We start from the raw sequence: 16,641 nt of genomic DNA, 5'->3' as shown, positions 1-16,641 counted from the left end.
CTATTTGGTTTGAATGATTACTTCACCCATAATTACAGGTTCGCTTTCATGAAGTACAATCGTTATATAAGGTGATTTATACTTGTCAAATTTGATATTCTGTATGTCAAAGCCTATATATGAAGCAATTAGGGCATGTTTTCTATTTATTTTTAATTGAAAACAGCCGTTTGCATCAGTTATGGCAATATTCTGTTCGTTTGTTTCTTCATAAATATTGGCACCTACCATAGGAGTGCCGTCAGTATAGACCACTTTTCCTTTTACTGTGACGAACTGACTTTTTGGGGTATTTTTTGTTGCAGTTTCTAATATATGAGTCTTTGATAATTGGGTTGAATCATTAGTTTCATATTTAAACGTAACTGGCACAGTAAATAAGGTATTTACCGGATGATCCTTTATTTTTCCGGGATTCCATTTGGGCATAGTACTGATCACTCTTAATGCTTCCTGGTCAAATAATGGATGCAATCCTTTTACAACTTTGATTTCATTTATACTACCATTTTTCATCACCTTAAATTGCACGATCACACGTCCTGATATGCAACAGTCAGGATCGGGATAACGAAGATTTGTTTTTATATATTCCAGTAACTTAGCTTGTCCGCCGGGAAATTCGGGCATTGTTTCGATGACTCCGGGTAATACGTTTTCTCCTTCAACCACACTAATAGAATCTGTTTTTTTTCTATTGTTGTCGTTTTTACCTGTTGTGCTTCAGCCTGTATGGGAGCCATCGTAAGCATTCCGGCGGAAATTCCTAAAACGGTGACGACTTTACCTGCCAGTCTTTTTCTTTCCAACTGCTGTTCAAGATAACGTACCTCAGCTTCACATTTAGGGCAGGTACCCAAGCAGTCACCATGGTACTGGCATTCGGAAGTAATAAACTCAATATCATTCGCTTCGGCTATTTGTCGGCGAATCTCTTTCAAGATCTTACAAGTTTGTTTTCCTCTTTTCATGGCTCTATTAGTTGTTAGGAGTTTTATATTTGAACCGATCAAAATGGATAATTCCCATTTCTTTTAGTCGTTGGATACTGGCATCTATATCCTCATCTGTATTGTAAGAAGGTATGAGTGGAGTACGGACGGTGATTTGTTCCGCTTTCCCATGTTCGATTAAATAACGAAGATTCGAAAGAACAGTCATATTTTCTTTTTGAGTATATCGGAGATAGATCTCATTATTAATATCTTTAATATCAATAATGTAGTTATCAATCACAGGCAATAGAAGTTCCAGATGTTGTGACGGAACATTGAGCGATGTTTCTACTGTGATTCTCCATTGAGGACCGCATAGCTGGCGGAATTGAAAAATAAATTCGCTTTGCAATAGTGGTTCTCCACCACCGAAAGTAACTCCGCCGCCACTAGCAAGAAAGTAGAGCTCGTCTTGACGTAACTCTTCATAAAGCTCCGTATAATCATATTTTCTCCAAATACCATCCGGATGCAGAGATGTAGGATTCAGGCAATATTTGCAATGTAACGGACAACCATGAAATGCGACGAGAGTTGTAACCCCCTCACCATCAATGGTAAGCCTGTGACGGGCAATTCCTATGAAAGGAACTTTCTTCATTGTATATACTTGATCCATATTCTTCTGTTATACTTTTACAATTCTTTCTTCATCTACATACCACAGATAACCGGTTATATTTTTATAACCCATCTTGACAAGTAATTGCATATAGCTTTTTACCTGCTTATTATATTTTGAATTTTCTTTTCCAAACTTAAAATCGACAACAACCACTTGCCCGTCTTTCATCATGACACGGTCCGGACGGCGGGTTTGAAGGACACCTCTTTCTTTGTATACGATGGCACATTCATTAAATAGTGTCCATTCCCCGGAATACCATTCTTGTATTTCGGGAAGTGAGAAGGCCTTGTATGCCACTTCACGAGTCATTTCTTCTTTATCCTGATCTCTGATTACACCCTCAAATACAAGCCGTTCGATAGCCGGTTCAATATCATCTGCCGTTTCAATAGCAGAAAATAACGTGTGAAGCATACGTCCGCGATTGATGAAACGGTCACTGGATTCGTCTTCCTCAATTCCTTGTATGAAATCAGCAGAACGGTTGGATTGTCGGAATTCGATATCGTGGCGCATGGATTCCATATGAATGGGTAATTTATCCGGTTTTCGGGTAAGCTTATTGGTGGAAACTTTCGCTTTCTTCTTTTCAGAAGGACAAAGTTCTCCTTGTTCGTAGCAATCTTCTTCCCAATCGATTCCTTCTTTAAGGGCTACGACGGGTAATATATTCGTAAGTAATTCGGATATGGTACCCTTTTGTCCTTTCTTGCTCCATATTATCAGATTCTTTCCTGCACGAGTGAAAGCTACGTATAGTAAGTTAAGATTGTCTACCCACAATTGCAATCGTTCATGCAAGTAATCGTTTCCATAAATTGATTCCGCCATTTGGGTGGAATAGTTGATGGGAAGAATATCCAATGCGTTAAACGGAGCTTCCTGAGGTGCACACCATACCAACTGGTTATTTGTTTCATTTTCAAGTTTCCAGTCGCAGAAGGGAAGGAGTACTGTATGGAATTCCAATCCCTTGGATTTGTGAATAGAGAAAATACGGATACCATCTACTTCACCGCTAGGGATTGTTTGGCTACACAATTTTTCGTTCCAATGCCGAAGAAAGCTGTCAAGTTCCGAAGAATTGCTTTGTAAATAGTTGGTCACAGCATCGAAGAAAGCAAATAAATAAGCGTCTTGTTGCTGGATACGGTTCATTTCGAAGATACTGAAAAGTTCTTCTAATAATTCATATAGAGGCATTAACCTTAGTTCGCCAAGCTTTTCAAGAAAAACCGGAGGGAGATAGTCTTCTACAGGATGCAATAAGAGAGTATTGATATCTAACCCTTTTTGCAAAACTTCGTTCTGGTAAGCGATGGCTAGTTGAGCACGTGCAATGCGATTATTCTCATTGGATAAATAACGAAGTGCATCTATCATCATGCAAATAGCAAGGGAAGCATCCAGGCGAAAGGCTTCATCTGATACTATTTTATAATGTAACTCTTTGTCAAAGTAATCAGCGATTCGGGGAATATTCTTATTCTTTCGTACCAGAATAGTAATATCATTCAGGTTTATGCCGGAGGCAAGTAACCGTTTAACTTCGTCACCCAGACTGATAAGCGTCTGTTCCGTATAATCATGCTCTTCATCAGGCTCAAGAAATGAGACTTTGACATATCCTTTTTCTGTTTTCCTCGGGGATTCTTGAACGACATCTGCGTATGCTTTCTGCAACTCTTCACAATCTTTATTCAATTGTTTTTTGTAGATATCATTCAAGTAGTCCACAGCTGCTGTAAAAATACGGTTATTAAATCGAATGATGGCTGATTCGCTTCTCCGGTTGGTTACCAATGTCTTGACACGAACTTTAGAATGTTCGATATGATCATTCAGTCCATTCAGAATTCCCCAATCTCCGTTTCTCCAACGGTAGATGGATTGCTTGACATCTCCTACAATCAAGCTATTGGCACCATAAGACAAACCTTCAAGCAAAAGAAGCTTGAAGTTTCCCCATTGCATCCGGCTGGTGTCTTGAAACTCATCGATCATAACGTTACGGATGTTGGTCCCTATCTTTTCAAAGACAAATGATGAATCTCCGTCTTTTACTAATTGATGGAGTAATGCATTAGTATCTGACAAAAGGAAGCGATTGTTGTCATGGTTCAATTGACGTACTTCTTCGTCAATATTGGCGAGAAGTTGTACTTTATTGAGATGTTGCAGGGAAAGGCGGCAACTATTTAACAAAAGGTTATTTTTGGGACGGAGTTTTTCCGCGTCTTTCAGAATCTGCATCAGACTCGAACCGGCCAGAGCAATAATATCTCCATAACGGGGAGAAGTCTTAGTTGCCCAATTCTTTGCATCTTCCAGGCATTTTTCTACAGTCGCATTCCGAATATCGTTACTTAGAATTCCGTTATTCAGTTTACGAAAATAACTTCCGATTCCCCGTGAACCGTTTTTCAGGTCATCGGCAGTTAGTGCATGGCTATCCAATTCTCCTTCAAACTGTTCATAGAATCCTTTCATCTGTTCCAGAATCTCGGTTTCCAGAGCTTTCAGTTGTTTTCGATATTCTTTTATCGTGTCAGGGTTACGAAGCCGTTGGCGAAGTCCTTCTCCTTTTTCAATATAACCTTCGTCAAATATATTACGTCCAAAGTTTTTCACTTCGTCGGATACATTCCAGCGTTTATCGTCTGCAATTCGTTCGTTGATGTAGTCCAATAGCCAAGCCAGCACAGGAGAAGTAGGGCCGAGTTTTTCGATCATACTGTCTACTGCATCACTCAATACTTCGGCATTATTCAGTTCGATATTCAAGTTCGGGCTAAGTTCAAGTTCACGTGCCAGATTACGCATGACGGACTGAAAGAACGAGTCAATTGTTTCTACTCGGAAACGGCTATAATCGTGTAACATATAGCTTAAAGCTGTTCCGGCAGCTGTGCGTATTTCTTCTTCCGTTTTCCCTGTCTCTTCTCTAATACGTTCAAGATAAGCTTCGGAGTCTTTGTCGCCTGTCTGAATGCCATATAGCTGGCTGAGAATGCGTTCTTTCATTTCGGCTGTTGCTTTGTTGGTGAAGGTTACAGCCAAAATTTGTTGGTATGCACGTGGATTGAGAATCAATAATTTGATGTATTCCACAGCCAGTGTAAATGTTTTGCCGGATCCGGCAGAAGCTTTATATACTAGGAGCTCACTCATGCTTCAGTTTAAAGAAATATTTTGTTATTGATATTAGCTTATTAGACAAAGATAGGCTTCTTTTTAATTTTAACGGAAAGAACGAGGAGAAAAAATAAAAAAAAATAGGAATTGGTATTAGTAATTTTACTATCTTAGTTGTATTATTATATATGAGTGTGATAAAAAAATATTTTCATCTATATACTATGATTTATGCAACATACTAAAACAGCTTCTCAACAAAAGACAATTAACCCGGTTTGCTGGGTTCCTACTGCTTATTATGCAATGGGGCTTCCTTTCATTGCGGTTAATCTGGTTTCTTTGTATATGTATAAGGAATTAGGGATTTCAGATACACAGATTACGTTTTGGACTTCTCTTTTAATATTGCCCTGGACTTTGAAATTTTTATGGAGTCCTTTTATGGAAATGTACCGAACGAAGAAGTTCTTTGTTTTGCTGACTGAAATGTTAAGTGGTTTGCTGTTTGGAGTGGTCGCGTTTTCTTTGTTTTCTAATTACTTTTTTGCGATTAGTATTTCTACCATGGCTGTGGTTGCATTTAGCGGAGCTACTCATGATGTAGCCTGTGACGGGGTATACATGGCTGAGTTGAATCAAGTTGATCAGACTAAGTATATTGGAGTTCAGGGAGCTTTTTACAATATTGCCAAATTGGTGGCTAATGGAGGGCTGGTTGCTTTGGCAGGTATGCTATCTGAATACTTCGGGGCTACAGAAGGAGCTCCGTTGGAGATGAATAGGGAAGCTTATTCGTACTCTTGGATGATTATTTATGGGATCATTGCGTTAATGCTCGTTTTATTGGGAATTTATCATATCAAAATGTTGCCATCCACACAAGTTCCGGTTTCCTCTGCCGAGAGAAAAACGGTTGCGGAAGTTGGCAGGGAACTGGTTGCGGTAATACGTAACTTCTTTACTAAAAAACATATCATTTACTATATTTTCTTCATTATCTTATATCGGTTAGGAGAAGGTTTTATCATGAAGGTTGCTCCTTTGTTTCTTCGTTCGTCGAGGGAAGTCGGTGGGTTGGGACTGACAACCACAGAAATCGGTACGTTGGTTGGAATATTCGGTTCAGCGGCTTTTGTGCTTGGTTCTTTGCTGGCAGGCTTTTATGTCTCTAAGTTTGGACTGAAGAAAACACTTTTCTCACTTTGTTGCATATTCAATCTTCCGTTTATTGCTTATACTTTTCTGGCTGTTGTCCGGCCGGATAATCTTTATTTAGTAGGAACTTGTATTACGATGGAATATTTCGGTTACGGCTTCGGCTTTGTCGGACTGACCTTGTTCATGATGCAGCAGATTGCTCCCGGAAAGTATCAAATGTCGCATTATGCTTTTGCGTCGGCAATCATGAATTTGGGAGTTATGTTACCGGGGATGGCGAGCGGTTATCTGAGTGATTTGCTTGGTTACCGGGATTTCTTTATTTATGTGCTGCTGGCTACTATTCCGGCTTTTCTGATTACGTATTTTATTCCATTCACTCACGATGATTCTAAAAAATAACTAATATAAAAAATATGACTATGAGTAAAATTCAAATGCCTTGGGAAGAACGTCCCGCAGGATGTACGGACGTTATGTGGCGTTATTCACAGAATCCGGTTATCGGACGCTATCATATTCCTTCATCCAATAGTATCTTTAATAGCGCGGTGGTTCCTTTTGAAGATGGATTCGCCGGGGTATTCCGTTGCGATAATAAGGCTGTACAGATGAATATTTTCACAGGATTTAGTAAAGACGGCATTCATTGGGATATCAGCCATGAACCTATTCGCTTCAAAGCAGGTAATACCGAGATGATTGAATCTGAATATAAATATGATCCTCGTATCACATGGATTGAAGACCGTTACTGGGTGACTTGGTGCAACGGTTATCATGGTCCGACTATAGGCATTGCTTATACTTTTGATTTCAAGGAATTCTTCCAATGTGAGAATGCATTCCTTCCTTTCAATCGTAATGGTGTACTTTTCCCGCAAAAGATAGATGGCAAGTATGCGATGTTGAGCCGCCCCAGTGATAATGGACATACACCTTTCGGTGATATTTATATCAGCTTCAGTCCGGATATGAAATATTGGGGTGAACATCGTTGTGTGATGAAAGTAACTCCTTTTCCTGAAAGTGCATGGCAATGTACTAAAATCGGTGCAGGTTCGGTACCTTTCCTGACAGACGCAGGTTGGTTGCTTTTCTATCATGGGGTGATTACGACTTGCAATGGTTTCCGTTACTCGATGGGTGCTGCTATTCTTGACAAAGATCATCCGGAGAAAGTGTTGTACCGGACTCGTGAATATTTGCTCGGTCCTGCTGCTCCTTATGAACTTCAAGGAGATGTGCCTAATGTGGTATTCCCTTGCGCAGCTTTGCAAGATGGTGAACGGGTAGCTGTTTATTATGGTGCGGCAGATACTGTAGTAGGTATGGCTTTCGGTTATATCAAGGAAATCATCGAATTTACGAAACGAACGAGTATTATCTAAATATGAAACGCATACTATTAACTTACACACTTGCTTTCTCCCTTCTTTCCGTTTATGCGGAAGAGGGAGGAAGCCCCCTTTCAATATATCATTTTCTTTGTCATACCTCCGTCAATTGTGATGTTTTCTCCATTGATAAAATCATTCTCTTTCTGACAGATAAATAAACACATGCGGGCGATATCTTCCGGTTTTCCTACTCGTTTGGAAGGATGTTGCAAATGGTCTTCGGGGCGGAGTTGCTCATAATTTTGTGTTTGTATCCATCCCGGAGATATTGAGTTTACGGTGATATTCCATTTTGAAAGAGAGATCGCTAATGCATGAGTGAGCGAATAAATTCCTCCTTTGGATGCGGCATATCCTTCACTACCAGGTTCACTCATTAAGTATCGTGTAGAACAAATATTAATGATTCTTCCGTATGGGTTGGGAGTAATTTGGGTCTGGCGGTGAATTGCCAGTAGCCGCGAAAGAATAAATGCGGGGCGAAGATTGATAGAAAGGATTCTGTCAAAGTCTTCCACACTTGTTTCTGTAATAGATGTGAAAGTGCTGATACCGACATTATTGATGACAATGTCGATGTCTTTCCATTCCGCCAGAAGATGCAGGAAACATTTCTCCAGTGCTTCTTTATCACTGACGTTTACATGGTAGAAAGTAGCTCCTGTCTCTTTAGCGGTAGCTTGGCCTGCCAACTCATTATGATCACAAAATGCAACTGAATCACCTTTCTGACAGAACATCGATACAATACTTTTGCCTATTCCTTCTGCTCCTCCTGTTATAAAAACTCTTCTTTTCAGTGTTACTGTATCAGTGACTGTTTCAGTAGTTTGTTTCACTTTAGCTTGATGAGTAGTTGCTTTTTTACCTTTCTTTATAGCTAGTTTCCATGCGGCTTTTCGGGCCTCATATGCTTCTTGTTGTTTTTCTATATAATTATCTGCCATGTCTGTTCATTTTTTATTATATTGAACAAAAGTAATGAATTTATAAGTGTTATACAATAAAGAATAGTATGTTATTTCCTTGTTATTTAAAGTATATAAAGTATATTTGTGAAGAATCAATTTAAACGGAGAAATTTATGAAGAATTTGAAGAGTATATCTGTGTGGATAGTGTTGATGTTATTGTCTGTAGCAGGAGTAAAAGCACAGACCGTTACTCCCAGTAAGAAATATATCACACAAGAAGTAAAAAATGCAGGTAACTTCAGTGCTATTAAAGTATTGGGTAGCCCAGATGTAGAATATCGCCAAAGTAATCATTCAAAGACAACAGTATCTATATATGGTTCTGATAATCTGGTTGATTTATTGGAAGTAAATACGGTGAATGGAGTATTGCACGTAAATATAAAGAAAGGAGTCAATATTCATGGTGGAGAACGCCGTTTGAAAGTGATTGCTTCTTCGCCCTCATTGGCACAAGTTGATATTCAGGGTTCCTCGGATGTAAGTCTGAAAGGTACTATAAAAGGTACAAATATTCGATTGAATATAATAGGGTCCGGAGATATTGATGCAGAAAATCTGAATTATACAGATATTTCTGTGGCAGTTAAAGGAAGTGGGGACGTCGTATTGAAAAATATGAAGGTTGATAATGTGAATGCATTAGTTGCGGGTTCTGGTGATATTGATATGAAAGGTACAGCACAACGTGCGATTCTGACTGTCAATGGTTCCGGCGATATTAGTGCGGGTAATCTAGTTGCCACTAATGTTACGGCTACTGTTTCCGGTTCGGGGGATATAGAATGTTATGCTTCAAAGCAGCTGAATGCTAGAGTGAATGGTAGCGGTGAAATTGAATATAAAGGTAAGCCGTCTGTTGTAAATAAAGAGGGAAGAAAGGATCAGATAACTAAAAAATAGTATATAATCCATGTATGTTTCGATAACTTTAATATAAGAATGTTTGGCGTGCATTATCGCACTCTATTCGTGCGTATTTGCACATTGGATAAATGACGTATATCTTTATAATCTATTGATATTTAATGCTCTATGATTTGGCATGAGATTTGAATTATTATAATAAAATGAAACATGAAAACATTGAAATATGCATGGTGCTTTCTGATACGTACCAAATCATATACTATTATTAATGTTATTGGTTTGGCATTGAGTCTGGCTTGTACCATTACATTGGTGCGTTATATCCATCAGGAAAGTCAAGTTAATAATCACTGTGTGGATGCAGAAAATGTATATATTCCACTGAGGGATATTGATGGAAATGTGTATATGGGTAATACGAGCCTTAGAGCTGGTGCGGATACAGTTTATTATCCTTCGGAATCCATCGAGAAACAGGCTCGTTTTCTTACATTTAACAATGATAATATTTCTATAGATGATAAACCATATACAGTGCAATTACTTGTGGCTGATACTGCTTTCTTTCATTTTTTCAATTATCCGATTGAAGGAGTACAGATGCAATTACCTAATGATGCGCTTGTCACTCGGAAATTTGCAGAGAGGGTTTTTGGAAAAGAAAATCCTATAGGTAGAAAGGTAAAATATGCTGGAGGACATATTCTAACTATTTGTGGTATTTTGAATGAACCAAACTATAAATCATCCTTAACATTTGACATTGTTTTTAATATTAGTCTTAAGACAGATAGTAGAGGATGGGGAAAAATACATACTGACCTTCTTCATTTTATGCCGGGAGTGGATGTAAATGCCATTAATGCTTTCAGCAATGTTTATCGTCAGACAAATAAGGGGTATCACATTCGTTTTGATTTCATTCCGGTTAGTGAACTTTATTGGAATAAGGAATTAGGTGCTAAAGGGGATAGTCCGGAAATGTGGCAGTATGGCAGTCGATCTCATTTGTGGATACTTTCCGGTGTATGTGTTCTACTTATGTTCGCGGGTATTCTCAATTTCATCAATATATATCTTGTTTTTATGCTCAAACGTTCAAAAGAGTATGGTATCAAGAAAATCTTTGGAATAAAAGGACGCACATTGTTTTTCCAACTATGGACAGAAAATGCTATAATGGTTATTATTGCGTTGTTCCTTGGATGGTTTTTTATTGAGTTGTTTTCCGGATATGTTAACCGTATACTTGAGAGCCAAATATCTTATACCACTTTTGATTGGCAACTATCACTAGCCGTTTTTTTATTACTTCCTTTGCTGACCACAGTTTATCCTTATATTAAATATAAGTATTTGCCTCCAATTGTATCTTTACGCATGATTGGAACATCAAGGCAATCTGTTAAAATTCGTGCGTTTTTTTTATTTATACAGTATAGTATTACTTTTTTATTGATCATTTTATCAACATACTTTAGTAATCACCTGCATTTTCTATTGAATACTGATCCGGGATTTAGGACTGAAGGTATTTTATATGCTAATCTGATGCCTCCACTTCCTGTTAATTGGTGGGATGATACAGAACAAGAAAGTAATAAACGCGGGAACAATCGTGAAGTCATGGAACAGATACTTGATGAATGTCCATATATTGAAAGTTGGTATGAGGGAGATCCGGAACGTACTGGAATTTTGTCAACAGGTAGTGTTGCTACTCTAATGAATGATAAAGGTGATAAGTTGAATATGTTGATGATGTGGGTTCCCACAAATTTCTTTAAAATGCATGATTTAAAGTTGATAGATGGTAAATTGTCCGATGGGATGGACAGAGAAGATTATCAAATTGTTATGAATGAATCTGCATTGAAAGCGTTTGGTTATACTCATAGAGAAGATGCGTTTATTAAAGGAGAAGCGGCTCTATGGTATTCCTTTTCAAATGGTAAAGAAATAGAAGGGGGAGTGTCATTAATGCCTGTACAAGCTATTGTAGAAGATTATTATCCGGGACATTTGACTTTGGGTAAAAAACCGATTGTATATATGACATATAATGGAGGAATCAATGCTTTATGCCAAATAGCTTGTGAGCCCGGAAAAGAAAAAGAATTAATTGATTATTTGAAAAAGAGTCGAAATAAGATTTATAATACAGAGGAATTTGATTATCGTTGGCTAAAAGATGATATAAAGGAATTGTATCAAGATGACCAGCGTATGGCGACTGTCTTTACACTTTTCGCTATTATTTCTATTTTAGTTTCTACTTTAGGGCTTTTCGGACTTTCTTTATTTGATATTCACCAACGCTATAAGGAAATAGCTATTCGAAAAGTGAATGGAGCGAAACTAAGTATCCTTTATGTTATTTTACTACGAAAGTATATATGGATTATAGCAGGAGCTATATTACTCACTGTCCCATTATCTTACTACTTGATATATACATATACAAGTGATTTTGTATTGAAGACTCAGGTTAGTATATTGATTTATGTAATAGCCCTTTTGATTATGGTAGTATTTTCTTTGGGCACTTTATTATGGCAAGTTAATAAAGCTGCAAAGATAAATCCTGCGGAGATTATAAAAATAGAGTAGTGTGTTTGGAAAATTAATTGATAAATACTTATACTTGTTTTGAATTTTATTGTTATCTTTGGGATATAGAAACAAACGAAATATCTGCATCTAAAAACAGTTTAAATGTCAGAAAAAGGTATAGCTACGTCTACGTATGATTTATCAGTTGATTATGCTGTAGGAGAAGGAATGGAGAAATCTTTAAAGGCTTATAAAAAATATCCCTGTAAAATAGAATCCAGCTTTTTCATTCTGTGTACAAGAGGTAGTATGCAGGTAACCGTTAATGGCAAAAAATACTATATTAAGGAGAATGACTTACTTACTCTGCTTCCTAATTATTTTATGGAAATTCATGATTTTTCATCGGATATACATATTTATTTTGCTGCATTTTCATCTGGTTTTATCGAAAGAATTAACATGATGAAATCAACCCAACATCTTCTTCCGGTTATCATGGAGAATCCGATATATGTTTTGTCTCCTCTGGATGCACAAAGTTATAAGATGTTTTATGAATCGTCAATTATTGCATATAAATCTTTGAAAAACAGGAAAAACAAAGAAATTATCAATGCAATTCTCATGATGTTTGTTCAGGGATCAACAGAACTATATAAAATGAAGAATAATTGGAATTTGCCTTCGTATACAAGAAAGTATGCCATTTATCAAGACTTTATGCAACTGGTTCTGAAATTTTATACAGTTCACCATGACGTCACATTCTATGCTGATCAACTGAGACTTAGTTTGCCTTATTTCAGTTCATCCATTAAGAATGCGACTGGCAAAACTCCTTTGCAGATAATCACATCTTTGATCATTGCAGATATTAAAGTACAATTAAAATCTACTGATAAATCTGTAAAACATATTGCATTGTCGCTGGGATTTGATAATCTTTCCTTTTTTAATAAATACTTCAAACAGCATACGGGAGTTACACCTCAAGAATATCGGGGACGTTAAAGATTGTTCTCTTTGTTCAGAGGTAATGTAATTGTGAAGCAGCTACCTTTTCCTAACTCGGATGTGACAGTTATTTTTCCATTTAAATGATCAATAATCGTTTTACAAATAGAGAGTCCTAATCCAGTACCTTGTTTGAAGGAGTTTACTTTGTAGAACCGACCAAATATCTGTTCTTGATGTTCGTCGGGAATACCTATTCCCGTATCTTCTACAAATAATGAAACTGTCTCCTTGCCTGTTGTAAAGCCAAAATGGATGAATCCTTCTTCAGTAAATTTGCATGCATTATTTATCAGATTACAAATAACTTGTTTCAAACGTCTGGCATCAGTTACAATGATGGTATCATCATCCGGTAGAATTGCTTTTATTTCAATTTCAGAAATATTTTTCATTACTTGCTCTTTCTCAATGTCTGTAAGCAAGGACTTTAATGAATGGCTAGAGAAAGAAAAATCAATTGTGTTTGATTCTATCTTAGATAGATCGAGTATATCATCAATAAGTCTTGTCAGGTGTTCACTATTAATGCTGATTAGTCTTATAAAATCTTCAATTTCTTCCTTGCTTAGTTCATTATAAGAATTGCCTATTACATCCGAAAAACCAACAATTGCATTCAACGGAGTACGAATTTCGTGGCTCATATTAGCAAGAAAAGCCATTTTCAGTTTATCGCTTTCTTCTGCTTTTTTACGGGCAGTAATTAAAGTCTCTTCTACATCCTTATATTCTTGTATGCTCATACAGATTCCTACTAAACGATAAGGTTGTCCGGATACATTTGCGATATAAGTGGATTGGCCTTCAAACCATTCCCAAGTTCCATCACCCCGATGTAGTCGGAAAGGGACAGGTCTCTCATAGGTTTCAATCCCGCTTAGTTGTACAACAAAAGCATTAGTAAGAGCTTCACGATCATCGGGATGAATCATATTTATATATTCTTCCATTGATAATGTATTATTCACTCCGGCTGGAATGCCTAAATGTTTAAAATAGCGGTAATCAAGGGTAAACTCACCTTTACTTATATCATAATACCATGGATATATCTTTGTTCTTTGTAAAGCGGTATTTAAGATGTATTCTTGTGTGAGCTCTGCAGTGATATTACGGAAAAAGAATACAATAACTTTTATTTCACCTTTTTCTTGGAGAGTTTCAAATTGTCCTTTTATAGGAAATTGTGTATAATTTACTTTTTCTTGAAGGAAAGTACGGTCAGGTAATGCGTAACGGCTTTCTCCTTGGCGAAGTTTATCCATAATTGTTGGAAGAATATCTTCCTTATTATATAGTAGTTTCAATAAACCATCTATATGGCAAGATTTAAATGTATTATTGTCTAGAACCTTCGTTTGAAGTTCCATTCTTGCCTGCTGATTAAGTAGCAAGACTTCTCCTTCGGAATTCAAAACGAGGACTCCTTCTGGTAAAATATTTAATAAATCATCACTGTAAAGTGTGTGTTTGTTAAGTTTCATGTGAATAGGCTTTTATTGGTAAAATCGATGAAATCAAAGAATCTATATCAAAGAAAGCCTTTTCTAGAAGAATAATGCTATAAAAGCAGTTTTTTTTTATCCTATTTAGAAAATTATTTTATATGCAACTTTTAGTTTGTTAATACGATGTTCTATATTTAATTATCGATATTCTAATTTTAATTCGATTGATGATCAGAATAAGTGGAAACAAAAAATAGAATGACAAATAGAATATCTTTCTTAGATAAGATAGCGAGACGTATTCTTTGCTTTAGGATACGTAAATTGCATATTCATGTGTTTTTTATTTTTAGTAGGGCAAAGGTATCTATTTTTTTTGTACTTTTGCGCCCGATTAAAAAATATCACTATATGAAGACAAGCGAATCTTTATTATCCATAGGTAAATTTATTGCAGAATATTCAGCCCATTTAATGGGAGCCGGAGTTCATACTTCGCGGGTTGTGCGCAACTCAAAACGTATTGGCGAGGCTTTTAATGTAAATGTGAAGTTGGGCGTTTTTCATAAAAATATTATCTTGACCATTATTGACAAAGAAACTCACGAAGCATGTAATGAAGTAATAGATATTCCAGCACATCCCATTAGTTTTGAACATAATTCCGAATTAAGTGCATTGAGTTGGGAGGCACTCGATAAACATTTATCACTCGAGGAACTGACTGAAAGATATAATCAGATTATTAGTGCCCCTAAAATACACCCATTATTTGTACTGATTCTGGTTGGCTTTGCCAATGCTTCTTTCTGTAAGCTGTTTGGCGGTGACTTATGTTCAATGGGTATTGTCTTCTCTGCTACACTCACCGGATTCTTCCTGAAACAGCAGATGCAAAAGAAAAAGATCAATCATTATATCACTTTTATTGTTTCGGCATTCGTTGCTTCACTTTGCGCTTCGACTGCGTTGATTTTTGATACAACTTCAGAGATAGCGATGGCAACCAGTGTATTATATCTTGTTCCGGGAGTTCCTTTGATAAATGGTGTGATTGATGTGGTGGAAGGATATGTACTGACCGGTTTTGCTCGTTTGACAGAAGCTTCTCTTTTGATTGTAAGTATTGCCATCGGGCTTTCGTTTACATTATTAATGGTAAAAAATAGTTTGATATGATAGCATTTGATATTTTAACCGACGGATTTTTTGCAGCGGTAGCAGGTATTGGTTTTGGAGCCATTTCTGATCCTCCTCTGCGAGCCTTCAAAATGATTGCGATATTGGCGGCATTGGGACATGCGTGTCGTTTTTGTCTGATGACTTATTTAGGAGTGGATATTGCTACAGCTTCTCTGTTTGCGGGATTGGTGATTGGCTTTGGCAGTTTATGGCTGGGCAAAAGAGTTTATTGTCCAATGACGGTACTTTATATTCCAGCATTACTTCCAATGATTCCGGGTAAGTTTGCATATAACATGGTGTTCTCATTGATTATGTGTTTGCAGACTGTCAATGAACCTGAGAAGTTGAGTGGGTTTATGGAAATGTTTTTTTCTAATTCTCTGATAGCAAGTACGGTTATTTTCATGTTGGCGGTAGGAGCTACCTTTCCCATGTTTGTGTTCCCACATAGAGCTTTTTCACTAACAAGACACTAATAAAACTACATTTATGGAGATTTTTTGGAGAACAATTGGATACTATAATTCTGTTACCTGGATATATCAGATAGCAATTATCCTGATTGGGATTATACTGACTGCATTGCTTGTGAGCAAACCTTGTCCATGGAAAAAGATGGCTATGAAAGTCTATATGATAGGACTGTACACCTGGATTTCGGTTGTCTATTATTATATTTGTTGCGAAGAACGTAGTTATAACGGGGTGATGGCTATGTTTTGGGGGGTAATGGCTATTATATGGATATGGGATGCTATTACAGGCTATACGACTTTTGAGCGTATTCATAAATATGATATACTTTCTTATGTGTTGTTAGCAATGCCATTTGTCTATCCTCTTGTTTCTTTAGCTCGCGGATTGACTTTTCCGGAAATGACTTCTCCGGTAATGCCCTGTTCGGTAGTGGTATTTACCATTGGATTATTGCTACTATTTGCCCATAAGGTGAATATGTTTCTGGTTCTTTTTCTTTGCCATTGGTCATTGATTGGATTGTCTAAAACTTATTTCTTTCAAATACCCGAGGACTTTTTGTTGGCAAGTGCGACCATTCCGGGCTTGTATCTCTTCTTCCGGGAATATTTTTTAAATAACCTGCATGCTGATACTAAGCCAAAAGCAAAATACATAAACTGGTTGTTGATTACAGTTTGCGTAGGATTAGCAGTATTATTAACTACTACTATGTTTCTGGAGTTGATACAACATTGATCATATATACTCAACACTTTTAATCATAATTGTCTAACAATTTACTCTTTCTTCTTAG

At 36.9% G+C, this 16,641-nt stretch carries 14 protein-coding genes; 8 read left to right on the top strand and 6 right to left on the bottom strand.

Going from position 1 to position 16,641, the window contains the following annotated elements; genetic code table 11:
* The 4 genes from CZ225_RS24365 to CZ225_RS12540 are packed head-to-tail and all read right to left on the bottom strand — an operon-like array spanning position 1 to position 4,794.
* Positions 1–672: an energy transducer TonB gene (locus tag CZ225_RS24365; protein WP_234983047.1), complete on the bottom strand. Its 672-nt coding sequence runs from the start codon at positions 670–672 to the stop codon at positions 1–3.
* A complete protein-coding gene (locus tag CZ225_RS24360; RefSeq protein ID WP_077154318.1) occupies positions 585–971 on the bottom strand; it encodes a hypothetical protein in 387 nt (128 codons plus the stop codon). The genes CZ225_RS24365 and CZ225_RS24360 overlap by 88 nt, the downstream gene beginning before the upstream one ends.
* 7 nt (positions 972–978) lie before the next feature.
* Complete coding sequence (locus tag CZ225_RS12545) at positions 979–1,596, bottom strand: radical SAM protein (protein WP_077155812.1); 618 nt, start codon at positions 1,594–1,596, stop codon at positions 979–981.
* Between the two features lie 27 nt (positions 1,597–1,623).
* On the bottom strand, positions 1,624–4,794 hold the full coding sequence (locus CZ225_RS12540) for a UvrD-helicase domain-containing protein (RefSeq protein WP_077154317.1): 3,171 nt from the start codon (positions 4,792–4,794) through the stop codon (positions 1,624–1,626).
* 195 nt (positions 4,795–4,989) lie between these two features.
* Between CZ225_RS12540 and CZ225_RS12535 the strand changes: the two genes are divergently transcribed.
* Together CZ225_RS12535 and CZ225_RS12530 are read left to right on the top strand one after the other, a co-directional pair.
* Positions 4,990–6,321, top strand: a complete 1,332-nt coding sequence (locus CZ225_RS12535) for an MFS transporter (RefSeq protein ID WP_077154316.1) — start codon at positions 4,990–4,992, stop codon at positions 6,319–6,321.
* Between the two features lie 20 nt (positions 6,322–6,341).
* Positions 6,342–7,310: a 1,4-beta-mannosyl-N-acetylglucosamine phosphorylase gene (locus CZ225_RS12530; RefSeq protein WP_077154315.1), complete on the top strand. Its 969-nt coding sequence runs from the start codon at positions 6,342–6,344 to the stop codon at positions 7,308–7,310.
* 80 nt (positions 7,311–7,390) lie between these two features.
* Here CZ225_RS12530 and CZ225_RS12525 read toward each other — a convergent pair whose 3' ends face one another.
* Entirely contained in the window at positions 7,391–8,266 is an 876-nt protein-coding gene (locus CZ225_RS12525; RefSeq protein WP_077154314.1) for an SDR family NAD(P)-dependent oxidoreductase, read from the bottom strand.
* 137 nt (positions 8,267–8,403) lie between these two features.
* On the opposite strand from CZ225_RS12525, the gene CZ225_RS12520 reads away from it, so the two are divergent.
* The 3 genes from CZ225_RS12520 to CZ225_RS12510 all read left to right on the top strand — a co-directional run bounded on the left by CZ225_RS12520 (position 8,404) and on the right by CZ225_RS12510 (position 12,729).
* Positions 8,404–9,195: a head GIN domain-containing protein gene (locus CZ225_RS12520; protein WP_077154313.1), complete on the top strand. Its 792-nt coding sequence runs from the start codon at positions 8,404–8,406 to the stop codon at positions 9,193–9,195.
* A 174-nt stretch (positions 9,196–9,369) separates the two neighbouring features.
* On the top strand, positions 9,370–11,772 hold the full coding sequence (locus CZ225_RS12515) for an ABC transporter permease (protein WP_077154312.1): 2,403 nt from the start codon (positions 9,370–9,372) through the stop codon (positions 11,770–11,772).
* 105 nt (positions 11,773–11,877) lie between these two features.
* A complete protein-coding gene (locus tag CZ225_RS12510) occupies positions 11,878–12,729 on the top strand; it encodes an AraC family transcriptional regulator (protein ID WP_077154311.1) in 852 nt (283 codons plus the stop codon).
* Here the strand turns inward: CZ225_RS12510 and CZ225_RS12505 are convergent.
* Positions 12,726–14,219: a sensor histidine kinase gene (locus CZ225_RS12505; RefSeq protein ID WP_077154310.1), complete on the bottom strand. Its 1,494-nt coding sequence runs from the start codon at positions 14,217–14,219 to the stop codon at positions 12,726–12,728. The genes CZ225_RS12510 and CZ225_RS12505 overlap by 4 nt on opposite strands.
* Before the next feature lie 375 nt (positions 14,220–14,594).
* On the opposite strand from CZ225_RS12505, the gene CZ225_RS12500 reads away from it, so the two are divergent.
* From CZ225_RS12500 to CZ225_RS12490, 3 genes are read left to right on the top strand one after another with little or no spacing between them, the layout of a single operon-like run.
* Complete coding sequence (locus CZ225_RS12500; RefSeq protein ID WP_077154309.1) at positions 14,595–15,362, top strand: threonine/serine exporter family protein; 768 nt, start codon at positions 14,595–14,597, stop codon at positions 15,360–15,362.
* Positions 15,359–15,844 (top strand): threonine/serine exporter family protein, encoded by a 486-nt coding sequence (locus tag CZ225_RS12495; protein ID WP_077154308.1) that lies wholly within the window; start codon positions 15,359–15,361, stop codon positions 15,842–15,844. Before CZ225_RS12500 ends, CZ225_RS12495 begins: the two co-directional genes overlap by 4 nt.
* Positions 15,845–15,857: 13 nt before the next feature.
* The gene (locus CZ225_RS12490; protein WP_077154307.1) at positions 15,858–16,583 is read left to right on the top strand and encodes a DUF6064 family protein; all 726 of its coding nucleotides are present in this window, start codon (positions 15,858–15,860) and stop codon (positions 16,581–16,583) included.
* Positions 16,584–16,641: the final 58 nt, after the last annotated feature.

Source organism: Bacteroides bouchesdurhonensis, from assembly GCF_900155865.1.
Taxonomy (GTDB): Bacteria; Bacteroidota; Bacteroidia; order Bacteroidales; family Bacteroidaceae; genus Bacteroides; species Bacteroides bouchesdurhonensis.
This window is presented reverse-complemented; position numbering and strand designations above follow the sequence as displayed.

What these genes read in the sequence shown, in the direction of transcription:
- CZ225_RS24360 (WP_077154318.1), bottom strand. Translation starts at nt 971, where the DNA reads ATGAAAAGAGGAAAACAAACTTGTAAGATCTTGAAAGAGATTCGCCGA.
- CZ225_RS12545 (WP_077155812.1), bottom strand. Translation starts at nt 1,596, where the DNA reads ATGAAGAAAGTTCCTTTCATAGGAATTGCCCGTCACAGGCTTACCATT.
- CZ225_RS12540 (WP_077154317.1), bottom strand. Translation starts at nt 4,794, where the DNA reads ATGAGTGAGCTCCTAGTATATAAAGCTTCTGCCGGATCCGGCAAAACA.
- CZ225_RS12535 (WP_077154316.1), top strand. Translation starts at nt 4,990, where the DNA reads ATGCAACATACTAAAACAGCTTCTCAACAAAAGACAATTAACCCGGTT.
- CZ225_RS12530 (WP_077154315.1), top strand. Translation starts at nt 6,342, where the DNA reads ATGAGTAAAATTCAAATGCCTTGGGAAGAACGTCCCGCAGGATGTACG.
- CZ225_RS12525 (WP_077154314.1), bottom strand. Translation starts at nt 8,266, where the DNA reads ATGGCAGATAATTATATAGAAAAACAACAAGAAGCATATGAGGCCCGA.
- CZ225_RS12520 (WP_077154313.1), top strand. Translation starts at nt 8,404, where the DNA reads ATGAAGAATTTGAAGAGTATATCTGTGTGGATAGTGTTGATGTTATTG.
- CZ225_RS12515 (WP_077154312.1), top strand. Translation starts at nt 9,370, where the DNA reads ATGAAAACATTGAAATATGCATGGTGCTTTCTGATACGTACCAAATCA.
- CZ225_RS12510 (WP_077154311.1), top strand. Translation starts at nt 11,878, where the DNA reads ATGTCAGAAAAAGGTATAGCTACGTCTACGTATGATTTATCAGTTGAT.
- CZ225_RS12505 (WP_077154310.1), bottom strand. Translation starts at nt 14,219, where the DNA reads ATGAAACTTAACAAACACACACTTTACAGTGATGATTTATTAAATATT.
- CZ225_RS12500 (WP_077154309.1), top strand. Translation starts at nt 14,595, where the DNA reads ATGAAGACAAGCGAATCTTTATTATCCATAGGTAAATTTATTGCAGAA.
- CZ225_RS12495 (WP_077154308.1), top strand. Translation starts at nt 15,359, where the DNA reads ATGATAGCATTTGATATTTTAACCGACGGATTTTTTGCAGCGGTAGCA.
- CZ225_RS12490 (WP_077154307.1), top strand. Translation starts at nt 15,858, where the DNA reads ATGGAGATTTTTTGGAGAACAATTGGATACTATAATTCTGTTACCTGG.